Origin of the sequence: Asticcacaulis biprosthecium C19 (assembly GCF_000204015.1) — a bacterium.
GTDB classification, from domain to species: Bacteria; Pseudomonadota; Alphaproteobacteria; order Caulobacterales; family Caulobacteraceae; genus Asticcacaulis; species Asticcacaulis biprosthecius.
On sequence record NZ_GL883078.1, the window covers coordinates 618,184 to 633,379 of the forward strand.

A 15,196-nucleotide genomic window follows, 5' to 3' on the forward strand; every position below is an offset into this window, starting at 1 on the left:
TAAGATAGATCGCGGTCACCGCGATCAGGCCCGGCCAGCGCAGCGGGAGATGAAACTTTCCGGTCGCCACGCTGAAGGCATACAGCGCCCACACGGTCAGTACCGCCGCTATGCCGACAGTGATGGTCGCCGCCTGCGGATCGCCGCGCGCCGCCATGGTGGCCATGGCATCGCCCGCACCGAAAAAAAGATAGGCTTCCGGCCCGCTGACGACGATGGCCAGGTGCATCAGAGCCGCGCCCAGACTCAACAGGCCACCCAGGATCAGGGCAGGATTTCGATATGCCATGGATAAATCAAGCTTTCCGGCCCGAGAAGAACGACCGAAGATACAGAAGCGCGATCAGGGCGCTGAAAATCCCCAGGCCGCGTTCGATCACATTGCCATACTGTTCGCGCAGCGCGGCGACGTCCACGCCCGAGGTGTCGATAAACAGCCGCCCCAACTGATCCGAGTAGCTGCCGACCATGTCGTACAGCGGCGCCCCGCTGCCACTGATCTCGACGCCGTTGAATTGCGCAAACAGCTTGAACGCCATCATCGGGGCATAGATCAGCAGGCAGATAAAGGCCGCGTTCAGCAGGATCCAAAACACATTGACCGGCGCGCCAATACCGAACAGATATTTGCGGCTGAGCACCACCGACCACAGCAGGTAGAGCAGGTTCAGCATGATGACGCCGATCTGGCTGGCCAGGGCGCCGTCAATGTTGGAAACGAAGTCGTAGCGGAAGACATAGGTCGTCCACACCGAATTGACCAATGAAGCAAAGAAGGTGGCTACCCAGCTCAGGGTATAGGCCTTCATGTTCCCGCCCAGCAGCGAGAAGATCGACCGGTGTGCCTGCATGATGCCCTCCCGCAAGGCCTGTCTTTTTCGCAGCATAACCGAGTTCGGGACCGTCGCCTAGACCGACGGCGTCACATGAAAGCCGCGCTGTTAACAAAAATTAACCGTTTTTGGTGATTGCCCGTGACAGGTCCGTTGCCTTTTGCCACTGTCGGCGCTGGGGGCGTTCTTTCCCGCGAAATGTATTTGGCGCAAACATTTGTAACGCCTCATGCCAAAAAAGTGGCAGTCCACTTTTCGGCATGAGGCTCTAGCGGAGAACCCCTTGATTTCCTTACGCGCTGTGGCGTCGATGATCATGCTGATGGCCGTTCCCGGCCTCGCTCAAGCCGCCTGCAACACGGCGCGCGGCGCCATCGACAACCAGCCCGAGCCGCCGCCTCTGGACACATCGGCGACCAGTACCATCGGTACGGCGGCTCAGATGATCGCCGCTCAATCCGAATTGATCAATCCGCTGGCCGCACCTGCCCAGTTGGGCGCTGCTATCGCCAATGCCCAGTTGGATGAACAGACCATTCCGATCGACCTGTCCAAGGATGTCGACTCCCTGATCGGCTTTGCCGGCCATTATACCAAGGGCGTGCCCGTATTGGGCATCCGTTTTGAGAACACACCCGGTTTTGACGCCAAGACGCACTGCAATGCTATCCAGCCCTTCGTTTACAAGCCGAAGATGGAGAAGTTGGAAGACGGCCGGATCCGCGCCAGCGTTGAAAACGGCCGTTTCACCCTCGAGTTCGATCCGAAGTCGTTGAAAACCGCCTGGGTGCGCGACGCCGACCCGTCCAAGCAGTTTTTCTGGGTCTTCCCACGGATGTATGGCCGTTCAGTAACCCGGCCTTGGGTGTTGACCACCGCCTACAATACCCAATTCCAGGCGGCGCCAAAGGGCTCCGCCAAGCGCCGGTGGGTCGCGGAAGCTTTCATCAACCTGGCCATGCGGCAGTACCGGCTGTCGACCCTCAACAAAGGCTGGCCCCAGGGCTACCGCCCGACGCGGGCGGACCTGACCGCTGCCGTGCACGCCCGTGTCGGCAGCGCCTGCGACCAGGAAAACGACAACCTGATCTGTCTGGCCTCTCACCTGATCGAACTGAACGAAGCGCCACCGCCGGGTATCCATATATCAGCCGATGCTTTCCGGGTCGGTGATGCCGGCTACCAGAATTCTGGTGTCAGTACTGGCATTCGCCAGCTCGACTTCGGCACGACAAATGTCCAGGCGAAGCAGTTGGTCAAGGTGGTTCTGCCGACCACGGTAGGACGGTACGAGCACGGTTACGGCTATCGCCGCCCCATCCGCACCTGGGATATCGGCACACTGAACCGGTGGTACGATGAGGATGGCCCCCTGGCCAATGCCGAACTGTCGCGCGAAGACGCCAAGCAGGCCCTGATCGATTCCCATGGTGCGTTTCTGGAACAGGCGGTTGGCGATTGGACGAGCCTGGTCGACAAGGCCTACCCCGCCTGGCCGGCCAGTGAACGCAAGGCTGTGGCCCTGATCGGCATCGATCTGGAAAATGTCAGTGGGTATCGCCTGAGATTGCCCCAGAACGCAAAGAACCTGTGCGACGTGCTAACCAACCGCGTCGTAAAGCCAAAAGATCAACGCTCTAATGCCTCTGTGGTCGACGCCCAGCGCAAGCGTGTCGTTAATGGCGTCAAAATCCTGATCGTGCATCCGGCAACGGAAAACATCACCCGCGACTGTATCATCCCGCTGCCGCCCGCGCCGCCCGTGGTGACACCGCCGCCCGTGACGCCATCGGTGACGCCTCCCGTGACGGCGCCTGTGACTCCACCTGTGACACCGGCCAGTCTGACTCCGGAAACGCCAGCCACCTATGAGACACCGGCTCCGGCCCTGCCGACACCCGACAACTCAAACCCGCCGGCCGTGTCCAATCCCTCGCCGCTGTCAGGTGTAAAGCCACTGCCAGCGACCGGCGGCATCTGGCAGATTCAGACCTCGCTGGTCAAATAAACAGCGTTTTGGGGATATGGGTAATGCGGCAGGCCAGGTCGGCCTCGCCCGATGCCACGACATAGTGGTCGCCACCGTCGGCAATCCCCGTGGTGAAGACAACGTCGCGCAGATACATCAGATGATCGATCGGCCGGGTCAGGTCCGGATTGGCCTCCAGCAGCGGCCGGTGGTCGGTGCGCACGGTCTGGCTGGGGTCGTCCTTATCCAGGATGGACCAGTAGGTGCGGTAGATGCCGACAATCTCTTTAGGCTCGACACCGTGCCAAAGTGCCAGCCAGCCGTCGTCGGTGAGGGTCGGCGGAGTGCCGCCCCCCATCCGCGCGGTGGCGACCGTGCCGGAATGGGGCCGGATGCCGGGATTGCGGTAAGGCTTCCAGTAGAGGCCGTCCTTGGAGGTCGACAGGTTGATCGACGGGCCGGCGCGCCATTCGCTGCCCGGTGGATAGGCGAAATAGAGGTCGCCGAGCGGCCGGGTCTGGGCCCAGTATTCGCCATTGATCAAGCCTTCGAAGATCAGCATGTCCTTGTTCTGGTGGTCGAGGACTATGTCCTCGAAGGTCCAGTCGAGACCGTTTTCGGAGCTGTAGAGCGTAGTGCAGTGGCGTTCCGGGCTGACCGAGCAGGTCGTCATCAGCCAACGGTCGCCAACCTTTGAGCAGCGGGCGTCCTCGATGCCGTAGCATTGCAGGCTGTTCTGGGGCGCCACAGCCTTGTCGTAGTGGATGGCCACCCGTTCGAGGCCGTCGGGGGTCAGTTCGACCGGCAGGAGCCACGACAGAGAGGTCAGGGCCATGATCTTCCAGCCCCCGCCATGCAGCGTGAATTTGCGCGGGTCGGCCGTGTCGGCCAACTCCAGCGGCCAAGCATCCAGGACATAGCGGCCGTCATCCCAGCGGATGGCGTGGACATGGCCATCGAAGATGGGCTGACGCAGGGCTTCGGCCACGCGAACCATCATCAGCAGGTTGCCATTGGGCAGTCTTAACAGACCGGGATTGAAGGCGCCCAGGACATAGGTTTCGGGATCGATATGGCCACGCAGTGGGGACTGCGACAGGTCGATATCGTCCGGCGTCAGAACCAGCTTGTCGACATCGTAATGGCGCGTTTGCGTGGCAGCGCCCTGGAGGGCCTGGCTGTCGGGCATGACGGTGTTCCTGCGGAAAGGTGCAGCGCAACATCATTGCCTTGCCATCAAGAGGCAATGTGGAACTTTGGGTGGACATCAGCCGTCCAACTCTGCCCAAAATTTGCCCGGTACCTGGCGGCGGTGGAAGCATGATCCTCACCAGATTTCACAATTGGAGAGGGGGTTGCGTTAGGGCCAGTAACTTACACGCGTCATCCGTTCATGCGAGTCGCAAAGTCATCGATCCGCGTCGCAAGCGCCTTTGCTGCCGTGCGCAACGCCCCAATTCCGCTGCGAACGTCTTCGGCATTCTTACCGGTATCTTGAGCTGCGGCCTGGACGCGCTCCAAGCTGGATCGAATACCTTCGACACTTTCGACCGAAGCGGTGATGTGATTTTCGATATCCCAAGTCGCAGCGCGTTGTTGCTCCAATGCGGCGGCGACGGATGCGGAGGTTTCAACGACCCGCGTGATGACCTCGCTGATCTGCTCGACACTGCGCGCGGTCGTGTCCGTCGCAGTCTGGACATCCTGGATCTGCCGGGTGATGTCCTGACTGGCGGAGGCGACACGTGACGACAGATTTTTGACCTCTGTCGCAACCACGGCGAAGCCTTTGCCAGCCTCTCCCGCGCGAGCGGACTCAATCGTCGCATTCAGAGCGAGGAGATTGATCTGAGAGGCTATGTCGGAAATGATGGTGATCACATCTCCGACACGCGCGGAACTGGTACTTAGATGACGCAGGTGCTGCGCGGCTTCGGCCGCTGTGTCGGACGCGGCGGCGGCAACTTGTCGCGATTCGTCGCTGTGGCGGGCTATGTCCTGGATGGAGGCCGTCAACTCGTGCGCCGCTGTGACAGCGCTGCGAGACCGGGCAACAGCGGACTCTGAGGTTGCCGTCGCCTCAAGCGCATCTTTCGAGGTTCGAACCGAGACCTCGGAAACGCCATCGGCCCGCAAGGACAACTGGTCCGCCGTTGCGGAAAATCCGTTCAGGAGTTCGCCCACCGACGTCCGGAAGGCACGTGCCTGTTCCGAAATGGCTTCACCGCGTTCGGCTTCACGCTGTCCCTTCTCGCGCTCCTCCTCAAGACGTTGAGCTTGAAGACGCATGAGTTCTTCGGCCTGATGCCGCGCCGAAGTTTCGCTGGCTGTGGCTGCGCGGCGAATACGCCAGGTCAGGATACCGGCACCGACGGCGGCGGCGAAGGCTAGCAGGCCGCCCAAGGCAAGGGCGACCTGGAGGCTATGGATACGTTTGAGGAATGCGTCGGCGCGTATATCGACGCCGATCATGCCAACAAAAACCTCGCCGTCGTAGAGGGGCGCATAAGCGCTCAGGAAGGTGCCCCATTTGTCCGAATAGGTTTCATCCTCGACTCTGATGTCCTTGGCCTCAAAAGCAGCCTTCAACGTCGCTGTCGCGTCGCTGTAGACTTCCAGGACCTCTGTGGGAATTTCCTCTTCACCGGGCTTCGGCAGACTGGCATCCATAATGAACTGGATATCGCCCGCCGGTTTGATCATGGTGTAGATATAGGCAATATCGTGGTTGCTGTTCAGCAAGACCCTATACGGTGTCTGCACCTGATTATACTGGTCGCCGCCACGTTGGTCGGGGCGTGTAATGCCGGCATGAGCCTTCATATCCGTAAGACCTGCGGCGCTCTTGGCCAAATTGATGAGGTTCGACTGGACTTCGCGCTTTAAAGCGCCAGCAGCGCTAATGTAAACGAAGGTACCGATCGTCAATCCTGTGACCAGGACAATGGCAGCCGATAGCAGACCGTCTCGAACGGCTGCAGACAAAGATGAAAAACGCACGTTGCTCCCCTGGCGAGCAATCCGAAGATTGTAGTTATTTCCGATAGTTACGCTTTTTACAATCGTTTGCGTAACTAGGGGAGCTAGGGTTAAGTCTTCGTAAAAAAATACCGTCCGGGATCAACTGCCTTCAGTTACGCTTGTTCGCGAACACGGTCGAGGTGTTCCTGAGCCGAGGTCGAAAGTGACTTCAGGCCGTGCTCGGCGAAGATTTCCAGCGCCGCTTCCAGGGCATAGGCCGCCTCGGCGCGTTCCAGCATGAAGCCGGTGATGTCGCCGCGCGCCACATACAACCTTGCCAAGTTGGTCTGCAGGATTGCCCAACCCACCGGATCGTCCTGGGCCTTGACGCCGCGCAGTTCGACCTTGAACGCGGTCTCTGCCGCTTCCAGCGCCCCCAGGTCGCCGCGCAGTTCGGCATGTTTGGCCAGGCAGGTGGCGCGGTTATTGGCCAGTTGCGCCCGCAGCAGCAACCCCTTCTGCAAGGGCCGCTTCAGCGCCAGATCGTAGACCTGCATCGCCTTTTCATAGATTTCCTCGTTCAGGGTCAGTTCGGCCAGCGCCTGAAGTCCCATGGCCAAGGCCTGCTTGTGCTCGGCCCAGTCCAGCGGCGAATGCTCGAAATCGATGGCATTCTCGTCATTCGACAGCAGAGCGATGCCTTCACTGATGATGTCCGGCTTGCCTTCGATCTCGCCCTTCCAGATGTGGGCCAGGGCGAGGCGCAGCGTGACGCGGGCATGGGTCACCGGCTCATAGGCCGGGTCCAGGCGCACCAGGAGCGCCTCGAAATCCTTGATCACCGCCGTCATCAGTGACGAGTCGCAGCGGTCCTGCCCAACCAGCATCAGTAGGTCGCCACGTTCGAACCGTGCCTGGGCCGCCGCGATCTTGTCACCAGCCGCCCCCGTCTGGCGGACCTGATGGTCGGCGCGTTCGATGGCGCGGTCGATATGCGACATGGCCAGAAGCGCCAGCTCCAGGTCACCGCTGATGCCCTGACGGATGGCCAGACGGGCGGCGAGCCGGGCTTCGACGCGGTTGAACCTGGCCCGCAGTCCCTCGTCGTCCTGAACAGCGACGCGGCCATTGGCCAGCAGGTCCTCCGCCGAGGTCAGGAGTTCGCGGGTTTCGAACAGGTCGACACCCAGGATACAGGTTTGGGCCTGTTCCAGGACGGCGCGGGCGGCTTCGTTGGCGGTGCGGGCTTCCTTGCCGGCGCTTTCGGCGGCGGTGGCGGCACGGCGCAGGGCCACCGGATCACCTGTGCGGCGGGCATATTCGCGCCAGATCTCGGCGGCTTCGAGATAGGGGGTAAAGCGATCCTTGGTCGAGACCCGGCCGCCCTCGATGTCGAGATTGCGGCCTTGGGTGATCAGTAGTTTGAGATTCAGCAGTTCGTACAGGCTCGAGTCGGTATCGACCCGCCCCTGATTGCGAAAAATGCGCCTCAATTCACGGCCGAATTCAAACATAGCCCGATCCATCGTGAAAGACGAAAAGCGTATCAGGACGATACGCCCCGCTTTCGTTCGAACGAGCTATTGCAAGCGGTCAGCCAAACTCGGTTTACGCGCAGATAATATTAACCGCTTGTTTAACATAGCAACGCAGGTCGTCGACGGTTTCACCGGCGCGCATGCGGACCGAAATGGCATTGTGAATCGAGGCGCACAGGATGGCGGCCTGTTCCGGAGTCACGCCCGGCTTGAGTTCGCCGCGCCGTTCCGCTGCCTGAGCCAGTTTGAGGAAGCCGCGGTCCATCTTGCGGAGCTGTTCCAGGATCATGGCGGCAACATCGGTGTCACGCGTCGAGTCGGTCAGGGCGGCGCCGATCATGAAACAGCCCAGCCCTTTGGTATGGACCAGGTAGATGTTGAAGGCCGTCTCATAGACCAGAAGCAGGGCTTCCTTGTAGCGCACCGGCGCCAGGAAGGCCTTTTCGTACAAGGGTTTGACCTCGGCGACATAGTCGTCGAGCACCGCCTTGAAGACCTCCGCCTTTTCCTTAAAGGCATTGTAAAGGCTGGGACGGTTCATGCCCGCCGCCGCGCACAGGTCGTCCAGCGAGGTGGCGGCGTAGCCCTTATGCCAGAACACTTCGCGCATAGCGTGGAGCGCCTTGACGGGATTGAAGGCGCGCGGACGCCCGCGTGTTTTGGTCACAGTCGACGCGTCTTTTTGTACCATACCGCATAAAATCCTTGACTCAGATATATATTGTGCGAAACGATACAAAAATCCAGAGGGTATGGAGGATTATATGTCGGCTCGCTCAATCATCGTTCTTTCCGCCGCTGTTGCGGCGCTTATCGTTCCGTCTTTTAGCGCGGCGCGTCAACCGGCGTCCGAAGGCGCCACCCTGACCCTGGCCGCGCCAGCGGCCAGGGCCGAGTATGTTATTGACGGCGCGGCGTGGTCCTGTACCGGTGCCGACTGCAAGTCGAACTTCGTCGACGACATGCCGGCCCTACGGTCGTGCAAGCGTGTGGTTAGTGAAACCGGCGCCGTGACCGCCTTCACCTGGCGCGGCAAAATCTTGAGCGACGCCGAGATCGCGGTCTGCAACACCCGCGCCAAGGCGTAGATGTTAGGGGCCGTCCTCGCCCTCGCGGCGCTGCATCTGATTATGTGGGTGGCGTTGTACGCCACGCGCATCCCGGCCATGATCCAGATGAAGATCAGCGCTCGCCATATGGCCAAACCAGGGGTGCGCGACACCCTACCCAGTTGGGCGCGCAATGTCGCCGACAACTACAATCACCTGGCCGAGGCGCCGACCGTCTTCTATGCAGTGGTCATCGTTCTGGTGCTGCTCAAACAGGAGGATGCGCTTAATACGGCGCTGGCCTGGACTTATGTCGGATTGCGGGTCGTGCACTCGCTGATCCAGACGACATTCAACAATGTCATGTGGCGTTTCGGCGTGTTTTCGGTGTCCTGGCTGGTTCTCGGAGGCCTGATCGTCCGCGGCCTGGTCGGGCTTTACGGCTGACCTTTCCCTTAGGTGAGCCGTCTCTGCTGACTGGCCCGGCGATCCAACCCGCCGGGCCTTTTTGTTATCCGCGCTCTTTGGTGCGCTGGAACTGCACGTCCGGGAAGCGTTCGGCGACGTAGTTGATTTCCCAGGCGGATTTTCCCAGGAAGACCGGCGCTTCGTCCAGGTCCGTGCCCATGGCCGAGCGATACTTGCCGGCGAAATCCTCGATCTTATCCGGCGTACCCGACAGCCAGCGCGCTTCGGAAAACGGCGACGGCTCGAAAACGCATTCCAGGCCGTACTCATTGGCCAGGCGGTCGGCCATGACTTCGAACTGCAGTTGCCCGACGGCACCGACGATGAAGTCCGAACCGATGGCAGGGCGGAACAGTTGGGTCACGCCTTCTTCGGCCAGGGATTCCAGCGCCTTCTTCAGGTGCTTGGCTTTGAGCGGGTCCTTGACACGGACACGCTGCAAAATTTCCGGAGCGAAGTTCGGCAGGCCCTGGAAGCGTATAATGCCGGTTTCCGAAAGACTGTCGCCCACCCGTAGCACACCATGATTGGGGATGCCGATGACGTCGCCGCCGAAGGCTTCCTCGGCCAGTTCGCGGTCGGAGGCAAAGAACATGATGGGCGCATTGACGGATAACTGCTTGCCGGTGTTCTGGACCTTCAGCTTCATGCCGCGCTGGAAGCGGCCCGAGGTCAGTTTCAGCATGGCGATGCGGTCGCGGTGGTTGGGGTCCATATTGGCCTGGACCTTGAAGATAAAGCCGGTGACTTCCTTGTCGCCCGGATCAATGGCCGTATCGACGCCGGCCTTCTCGGCCTTGACGTGCTTGGGCGGCGGCGCATAGGCGCCCAGCGCGGCCAGAAGCTGGTTGACGCCGTAGTGGCGCAGCGCCGAGCCGAAGATGACCGGGGTCATATGACCTTCCAGGAAGCTTTCGACATCGAAGGCTTTGAAGCCGCCGGCGACCAGTTCTGCGGTCTCCGTCACCTCAGCCAGTTCGGCGGCATCAAGCAGCCCGGCCGTCACCGCCTGCGCCAAAGGCACGGGATCTTCGTGGCCCTGGTCGTAGTCGGCGCCGGATTCGCGCTTGGTGAAGGGGTAGAACAGGCCGGTCGTCAGTTCGACCATCCCACGGAAGCGGTTGCCTGACCCGGCCGGCCAGTACAGCGGCGACGGGTCCAGTTGCAGCTTCGAGGCCACCTCGTCCAGCAGGGCCAGGGGGTCTTCGGCCTCACGGTCCATCTTGTTAATGAAGGTGATGATCGGGATGTCGCGCAGGCGGCAGACCTCGAACAGTTTCAGGGTCTGCGGCTCGATGCCCTTGGCGGCGTCCAGCACCATGACGGCGGCGTCGGCGGCGGTCAGGGTGCGGTAGGTGTCTTCGGAAAAGTCTTCGTGGCCCGGCGTGTCGAGCAGGTTGAACATCAGGTCGGCGTGCTCGAAGGTCATCACCGAGGACGACACCGAGATACCGCGTTCGCGTTCGATCTTCATCCAGTCGGAGCGGGTGCGGCGGTTTTCGCCGCGCGCCCGGACCTGGCCAGCGGCACGGATCGATCCCCCGGCCAGCAGCAGATGCTCGGTCAGGGTGGTCTTACCGGCGTCGGGGTGGGAGATGATGGCAAACGTCCGGCGACGCTTGGCTTCTGTTTCGGGGGTATGGGCCATGGCGGTGGCGATAAGGCCATGGCCGGCAAAAGTCAAAGCTTTCGGCACGGGCGGAGGATGAGAGGCCTCTCGCCCGCCTTTTCGGCGGCCATCCCATATTGCAAGTGCGTCCTCGGCCTTGTCGCGCCATGTCACCCACCCGCCATAGCCGGGGGGCCTTCGACCCGAAACGCGCCGCCGAATCGGCAGTATTCGGTTTGATAAATGGCCGGATACGCCCGGCCAGGGGCTTTTTTTTTGCGGGTGCCTCTGATGCCAAATCCATGCCACAATCCCTTCCTGATAAGGGACGATGTCATGGCCCTAAGAGCGAAATCGGGGGGCGCCGTTGCGATCACGAAGATTGTACGACAATAGAAATATTTGTAACGACAGTTGAAGAGAACGGGCGTTATCGCGCTTGCATTCGTGTGCACCGCAGCATATATTCAACTTGTTCGACGTTTTTACGTCGTTGCCCTTCTTGGGCGTTTCCTCCCTGTAAACTGGCCCGGGCTTGTCCCGGGCTTTTTTTTGCCTGGAATCCGGGCGAGGCCGCATAGAGACGTGCCGATACAGGTGCGCGAGCGACCTCCGTTTGCCGCCCGCGGGATCGGCCCATTCAAACATATTCGAATTCAACGACCCTTGCGCCGGGCTTTGAAAAGCGCGCGGGAACGCGCCAGACAAACGCGATCAGTTCGTCCCGACCATCACCACGCCGACCAGCACGGCGACATAGTGCAGGGTCGCGCCGGTCAGGACGTGGCCGTGCCAGATGGCGCGGCGGAACTGCAGCGACTTGCGCATGTAGAAGATGGTCCCGACCGTGTAGGCGACGCCCCCCAAGGCCAGCAGGATCATAGCGGCGAGAGGGACATTCTGCGCCATAGGCACGATGGCGACAACAATCAGCCAGCCCAGGACCAGATACAGGACCACCCAGAAGGCCTTGCCCAGCCCCGGCAGGAACAGCTTGCCCAGGATACCCAGGGCCGCCAAAGTCCACACTGCCACGCTCATCCACAGTGCCCAGCCGCCTTCAAGCGCCTGGGTCGTAAACGGCGTATAGCTGGCGGCGATCATCAAGAAGATGCCAGCATGATCGAGCCGGCGCAGAAAGGGCTGCCACGACGGCTTGGCGAAGTTGTAGGCCATGGAAAAGGCCAGCATGGCGATGAAACCGATGGCGTAAACCGTCACCGCAGCGACCAGCCCCATCAGGCCGTGACTGACCGCCAGGCCCAGGGCGACACCGCCACCGAACAAGGCCAGCGCGAGGCCGACAATGTGCACGATCATATCGGCATGCCGCGCCCATCGGGTCGGATAATGCGCCAGCTTGTCAGAGAGTTGTTCGAGAGTCATGTCGCCAGATAACCTTACGCGAACGTCAACGTCAATTCACGAATGATGAAGATTTGCGCAGCGTGGTCATTATACCACGTCAACTATATGACGTCATCTGGCGCCAGGCCACACGGATGCGTCCCGGTCTCAATCTGAATTGTGACGTGGCCGATGCCGAAATCGTGCTCCAGTTCGTGGGTAAGTTCGTGCAGGAAGGCATCACCCGGATGACCGTCCGGCATGACCAGGTGGACGGTAAGGGCAACTTCGGTCGTGCTCATGCCCCAGATATGCAGGTCGTGGACTTCGCCGACGCCGGTTTGGGAGGCCAGCCAGGCTTTCACCTTGGCGTAGTCGATGTGTTTTGGCACCCCTTGCAGCGCCAGGCCGGTAGACTCTCGCAGCAACCCCCAGGTGCCCCAGATAATGACGCCGGAGACCAGGATTGACAGGGCCGGATCGACCCAGGCCCAACCGGTGTAGAGCAGCACCACGCCGGACACCACCACCACCGCCGAGACCACGGCGTCCATGGCCAGGTGGGCGAAGGCGGCCTTGATGTTCAGGTCCTTCTGGCCGCCGACGAAGAGCCAGGCGGTAACGCCGTTGATCAGGATTCCCAGCGCCGCTACCCAGATGACGGTTTCGCCTTCAACGGCGGCGGGTGTCTGAAGCCTGCGGACGGCCTCCCAGACGATGACGGCGACGGCAGCGAACAGCAGCAGGGCATTGAACAAGGCGGCGATGATCGAGGCGCTGCGGTAGCCGTAGGTGAAGTTGGGACCGGGCTTGCGTTTTGCCAGCCCCCACGCCACCCAGGCCAGAAGCAGGCCGACGACGTCGCTGAAATTATGACCGGCGTCGGCCAGAAGCGCCAGGGACTGCGAGGCCAGACCATAGATGAGCTCGGCAACGATAAAGACGGCATTGAGCGCCGCGGCGATCAGGAAGCGTGGGCCGAAGTCCTGCGGGGCATGGCTGTGGTCGTGACCGTGGCTGTGGTCATGGTGATGTTCGTGATGTCCGTGATCGTGCGCCATGGCCGCAACATAGGAGAATTCCAACTGCCGTGCCAGATGAGATGCCAAATTACCCATCACAAAAGGCCGCTGTTTAAGCTCGTTCAGCCTCTTTGCCGGATCAGGCCGCCATACGGTGCCAGACGGCGTGGTCGACCTTCTGGGCGTCGAGTTGCCCCCGCGTCTGCTGATCGTACATCATCCCCATGGCCATTTCGTTCAGCGACTTGAAGCTGGCTTCGACGCTGGCAGGGTTGCCGTTGGCGACGGTCACGAAGAACTGCGCCGCATTGATACGCGGCATCTTCAGGTGGATCAGATAGGCCAGGCGACGCGCGCGTTCAGGGTTCTTGCGATGCGCAAAGGCGTCTTCCGCGAACATTTCCCGGCCCAGTTGCGAGATATACTCAGCGCTCAGCGCGGAAAAGCGCTCGGCGTCGAGGGGTGCATCATCCGCGAGGGTTCCAATTCCAGGACCATATCGTTCAACAGGAAGTACAAAAGGACGCCTCGCTACTGTATTGGACTACGCATCCAATCTCTCACAAAGCGTTTGCCATCCGGTGTAGGAAGACGGTTAACAGCGGCGTTTACCGCAAATCGACCTTTTCGGTCAGGAAGTGGCGGCCCTCGGCGTCTTCGATCTCGATCACCCACAAGTCGGGGTCATAGCGGATCTGACGGGTGATCCAGGCGTCGAGATCGGGCTCGCTCACCGTTTCGACCGGCCGCATCCAGATGGACTCTTCGCCGGTCGTCGCCTCGCGCAGGACATAGGCGTCAAGCGTACGCTGGTTCAGCACCTTGACGATGACCGAGCCCGCCCGGGCGTCGCCCTTGCGCGAGACATGGGCGAAGCTACCCGCCTGCCCCACCCGGCGCAGTAAGGCGCCTACCCAAAGATCCGCCGACAGCAACATATGCTTAACCCTGTTTCCCAACCGGCCATAAACCCTGATGGCTTATAGACGACTTATGGAGTCCTCCAGCCAAGGCAAGCGCGTGGCCAAACCGTTCATATCCGTCCTGATGGCCGCCGCCGCGTTCGCGCTGGCGCCGACTGCCATGGCTGAGGGCGATATCGCGGCCGTCGCGGTGAAGCGCTATTTTCTAAAAGAAGTCAATGCCCGGTGCCATCTGCTGGACGCTCCCGCTGCGCGCGCCCTGGCCGCCGGCTATGTCCAGGCGCGCAACAGTGTCCTGCGCGCCGGCCATGATATGTCCGCGCTGAGCCCGTGGCTGGCCAAGGCGCGCAGTGCCGCTGCCGCCGCCCCCTGTGACGCGCCTGAAGTGACCGCCGAAGCCGAACTGGCGCGCGGCGGCTTCCGCCGGTTCCTGGCGCAGACCTCCCTCGACCTGCCAACCGGCCGCACGGCCTGGACCGGCACGCGCGCCCATGGCAGCGAAGCGCGCTGGCGGCTGGTGCAATATCAAAATGCCCCCGGCATCGATGCCGCGCTTGGCCTGTATGGCGCCGTCGACCGTTACAGTTTCGCCGTCATGGCCAGCTTCAAGGACGGCGCGCGGCCTTATAGCGCGCGGCTTCTGGTTCGCGATACCTCGCGGGTGGCGGTCGGCCTGATCAACCCGGCGGCTTACGATGTCAGCCGCGATGCGCCGATGGGGCTGTCGGAAGCCGGCGCGCTTAGCTTCATGGCCCGCGCCACCCGCACGACTCAGGCCCACCTGGCACCGCATGTGAAGGTCAATTCCGCCGGCTTCAGCCTGACCGGCAAGTATGTCGGCGACCAGAGTCCGGTGGAGGCGGTGCGTTTTGATTTTCCGTCCCGGGCTTTCCCGGCTATCGGCATGCTGGACCCGCGCGAGGACATTGTGGTGGTGTTCGAATGCGATGATGGCCCGCGCTATGTCCGGTTCGAGGTCGGCGATTTCGTGACGGGCCTGACCTGGATCAACCTACCGTCGGGTTGGCAGATTTGAAAGTGCTGTGAGACCGCTTGGTCCGCAAGGCTTTGAACCACGGATGGACTCGGATAGACTCGGATCTCCGGTTTATCCGGAATAAACCGCGGAGCGGAATATCATATTTGGATCACAGGTAAAGGCCGGTTCGCGGTTTGTTCGAGGCAAACCGGAAATCCGCGTTCATCCGTGTCCATCCGTGGTTCAAATCTTACGGACCCTTCCGCTTCGCGGAAGACGGGCGTTCTCAACTCTTCGGCGGGCGGATGACGAAGTCGCCAAATCCGGTGAGCAATTCCGGCGTCTGGGTATAGTCCTCCAGCGGATTGACCGCGGCCCGCGCCGCTGCCTGCAAGCCCGCGTCCTGCGCGGCGGCGGACGCTTCATCGGACTGTGCTGCCCCCTGCCCCACCGGCAAAAATACCGACACCTTGGTGCCTTCGCCCAGCGTGCTGGCCA

The 15,196-nt window shown here is 61.4% G+C and carries 15 protein-coding genes and 1 pseudogene; 4 read left to right on the forward strand and 12 right to left on the reverse strand.

The window, feature by feature from the left end; all coding sequences use genetic code 11:
* Both ABI_RS25695 and ABI_RS13225 read right to left on the reverse strand, forming a co-directional pair.
* Positions 1–289: hypothetical protein (locus ABI_RS25695; protein WP_040309245.1), on the reverse strand; the 289-nt coding region annotated here is incomplete at its 3' end.
* A 7-nt stretch (positions 290–296) separates the two neighbouring features.
* On the reverse strand, positions 297–851 hold the full coding sequence (locus tag ABI_RS13225) for a hypothetical protein (RefSeq protein WP_006273514.1): 555 nt from the start codon (positions 849–851) through the stop codon (positions 297–299).
* Between the two features lie 265 nt (positions 852–1,116).
* Here ABI_RS13225 and ABI_RS25955 point away from each other — a divergent pair, with 265 nt between their 5' ends.
* Entirely contained in the window at positions 1,117–2,841 is a 1,725-nt protein-coding gene (locus ABI_RS25955; RefSeq protein WP_211211167.1) for a hypothetical protein, read from the forward strand.
* Here ABI_RS25955 and ABI_RS13235 read toward each other — a convergent pair.
* The 4 genes from ABI_RS13235 to ABI_RS13250 form a co-directional block, all read right to left on the reverse strand.
* On the reverse strand, positions 2,834–3,991 hold the full coding sequence (locus ABI_RS13235; RefSeq protein ID WP_006273516.1) for a glycoside hydrolase family 130 protein: 1,158 nt from the start codon (positions 3,989–3,991) through the stop codon (positions 2,834–2,836). The genes ABI_RS25955 and ABI_RS13235 overlap by 8 nt on opposite strands.
* Positions 3,992–4,185: 194 nt before the next feature.
* Entirely contained in the window at positions 4,186–5,802 is a 1,617-nt protein-coding gene (locus tag ABI_RS13240; protein WP_006273517.1) for a methyl-accepting chemotaxis protein, read from the reverse strand.
* 134 nt (positions 5,803–5,936) lie between these two features.
* On the reverse strand, positions 5,937–7,277 hold the full coding sequence (locus tag ABI_RS13245; protein ID WP_006273518.1) for a hypothetical protein: 1,341 nt from the start codon (positions 7,275–7,277) through the stop codon (positions 5,937–5,939).
* A gap of 94 nt (positions 7,278–7,371) precedes the next feature.
* Positions 7,372–7,968: a TetR/AcrR family transcriptional regulator gene (locus tag ABI_RS13250; RefSeq protein ID WP_157138893.1), complete on the reverse strand. Its 597-nt coding sequence runs from the start codon at positions 7,966–7,968 to the stop codon at positions 7,372–7,374.
* 97 nt (positions 7,969–8,065) lie between these two features.
* Here ABI_RS13250 and ABI_RS13255 point away from each other — a divergent pair, with 97 nt between their 5' ends.
* Both ABI_RS13255 and ABI_RS13260 read left to right on the forward strand, forming a co-directional pair.
* The gene (locus ABI_RS13255) at positions 8,066–8,389 is read left to right on the forward strand and encodes a DUF8200 family protein (protein ID WP_006273520.1); all 324 of its coding nucleotides are present in this window, start codon (positions 8,066–8,068) and stop codon (positions 8,387–8,389) included.
* Positions 8,390–8,797 carry an MAPEG family protein gene (locus tag ABI_RS13260; RefSeq protein ID WP_040309247.1) on the forward strand — a complete coding sequence of 136 codons (408 nt, stop codon included), beginning with the start codon at positions 8,390–8,392 and terminating at the stop codon, positions 8,795–8,797. It begins immediately after the preceding gene.
* Between the two features lie 64 nt (positions 8,798–8,861).
* Here ABI_RS13260 and ABI_RS13265 read toward each other — a convergent pair whose 3' ends face one another.
* The 5 genes from ABI_RS13265 to ABI_RS13285 form a co-directional block, all read right to left on the reverse strand.
* The gene (locus ABI_RS13265) at positions 8,862–10,466 is read right to left on the reverse strand and encodes a peptide chain release factor 3 (protein WP_006273522.1); all 1,605 of its coding nucleotides are present in this window, start codon (positions 10,464–10,466) and stop codon (positions 8,862–8,864) included.
* Positions 10,467–11,141: 675 nt separating this feature from the next.
* On the reverse strand, positions 11,142–11,813 hold the full coding sequence (trhA, locus tag ABI_RS13270; protein ID WP_006273523.1) for a PAQR family membrane homeostasis protein TrhA: 672 nt from the start codon (positions 11,811–11,813) through the stop codon (positions 11,142–11,144).
* 83 nt (positions 11,814–11,896) lie between these two features.
* Positions 11,897–12,883 (reverse strand): cation diffusion facilitator family transporter, encoded by a 987-nt coding sequence (locus ABI_RS13275; RefSeq protein WP_245531351.1) that lies wholly within the window; start codon positions 12,881–12,883, stop codon positions 11,897–11,899.
* Positions 12,884–12,935: 52 nt separating this feature from the next.
* The gene (locus tag ABI_RS13280; protein ID WP_006273525.1) at positions 12,936–13,196 is read right to left on the reverse strand and encodes a hypothetical protein; all 261 of its coding nucleotides are present in this window, start codon (positions 13,194–13,196) and stop codon (positions 12,936–12,938) included.
* Between the two features lie 208 nt (positions 13,197–13,404).
* Entirely contained in the window at positions 13,405–13,734 is a 330-nt protein-coding gene (locus tag ABI_RS13285; RefSeq protein ID WP_006273526.1) for a DUF1491 family protein, read from the reverse strand.
* Positions 13,735–13,816: 82 nt separating this feature from the next.
* Between ABI_RS13285 and ABI_RS13290 the strand changes: the two genes are divergently transcribed.
* Positions 13,817–14,755: a hypothetical protein gene (locus ABI_RS13290; RefSeq protein ID WP_245531352.1), complete on the forward strand. Its 939-nt coding sequence runs from the start codon at positions 13,817–13,819 to the stop codon at positions 14,753–14,755.
* A 229-nt stretch (positions 14,756–14,984) separates the two neighbouring features.
* Here ABI_RS13290 and ABI_RS13295 read toward each other — a convergent pair.
* Positions 14,985–15,196 (reverse strand): annotated as a pseudogene (locus tag ABI_RS13295) (sensor histidine kinase); the annotation flags it as partial.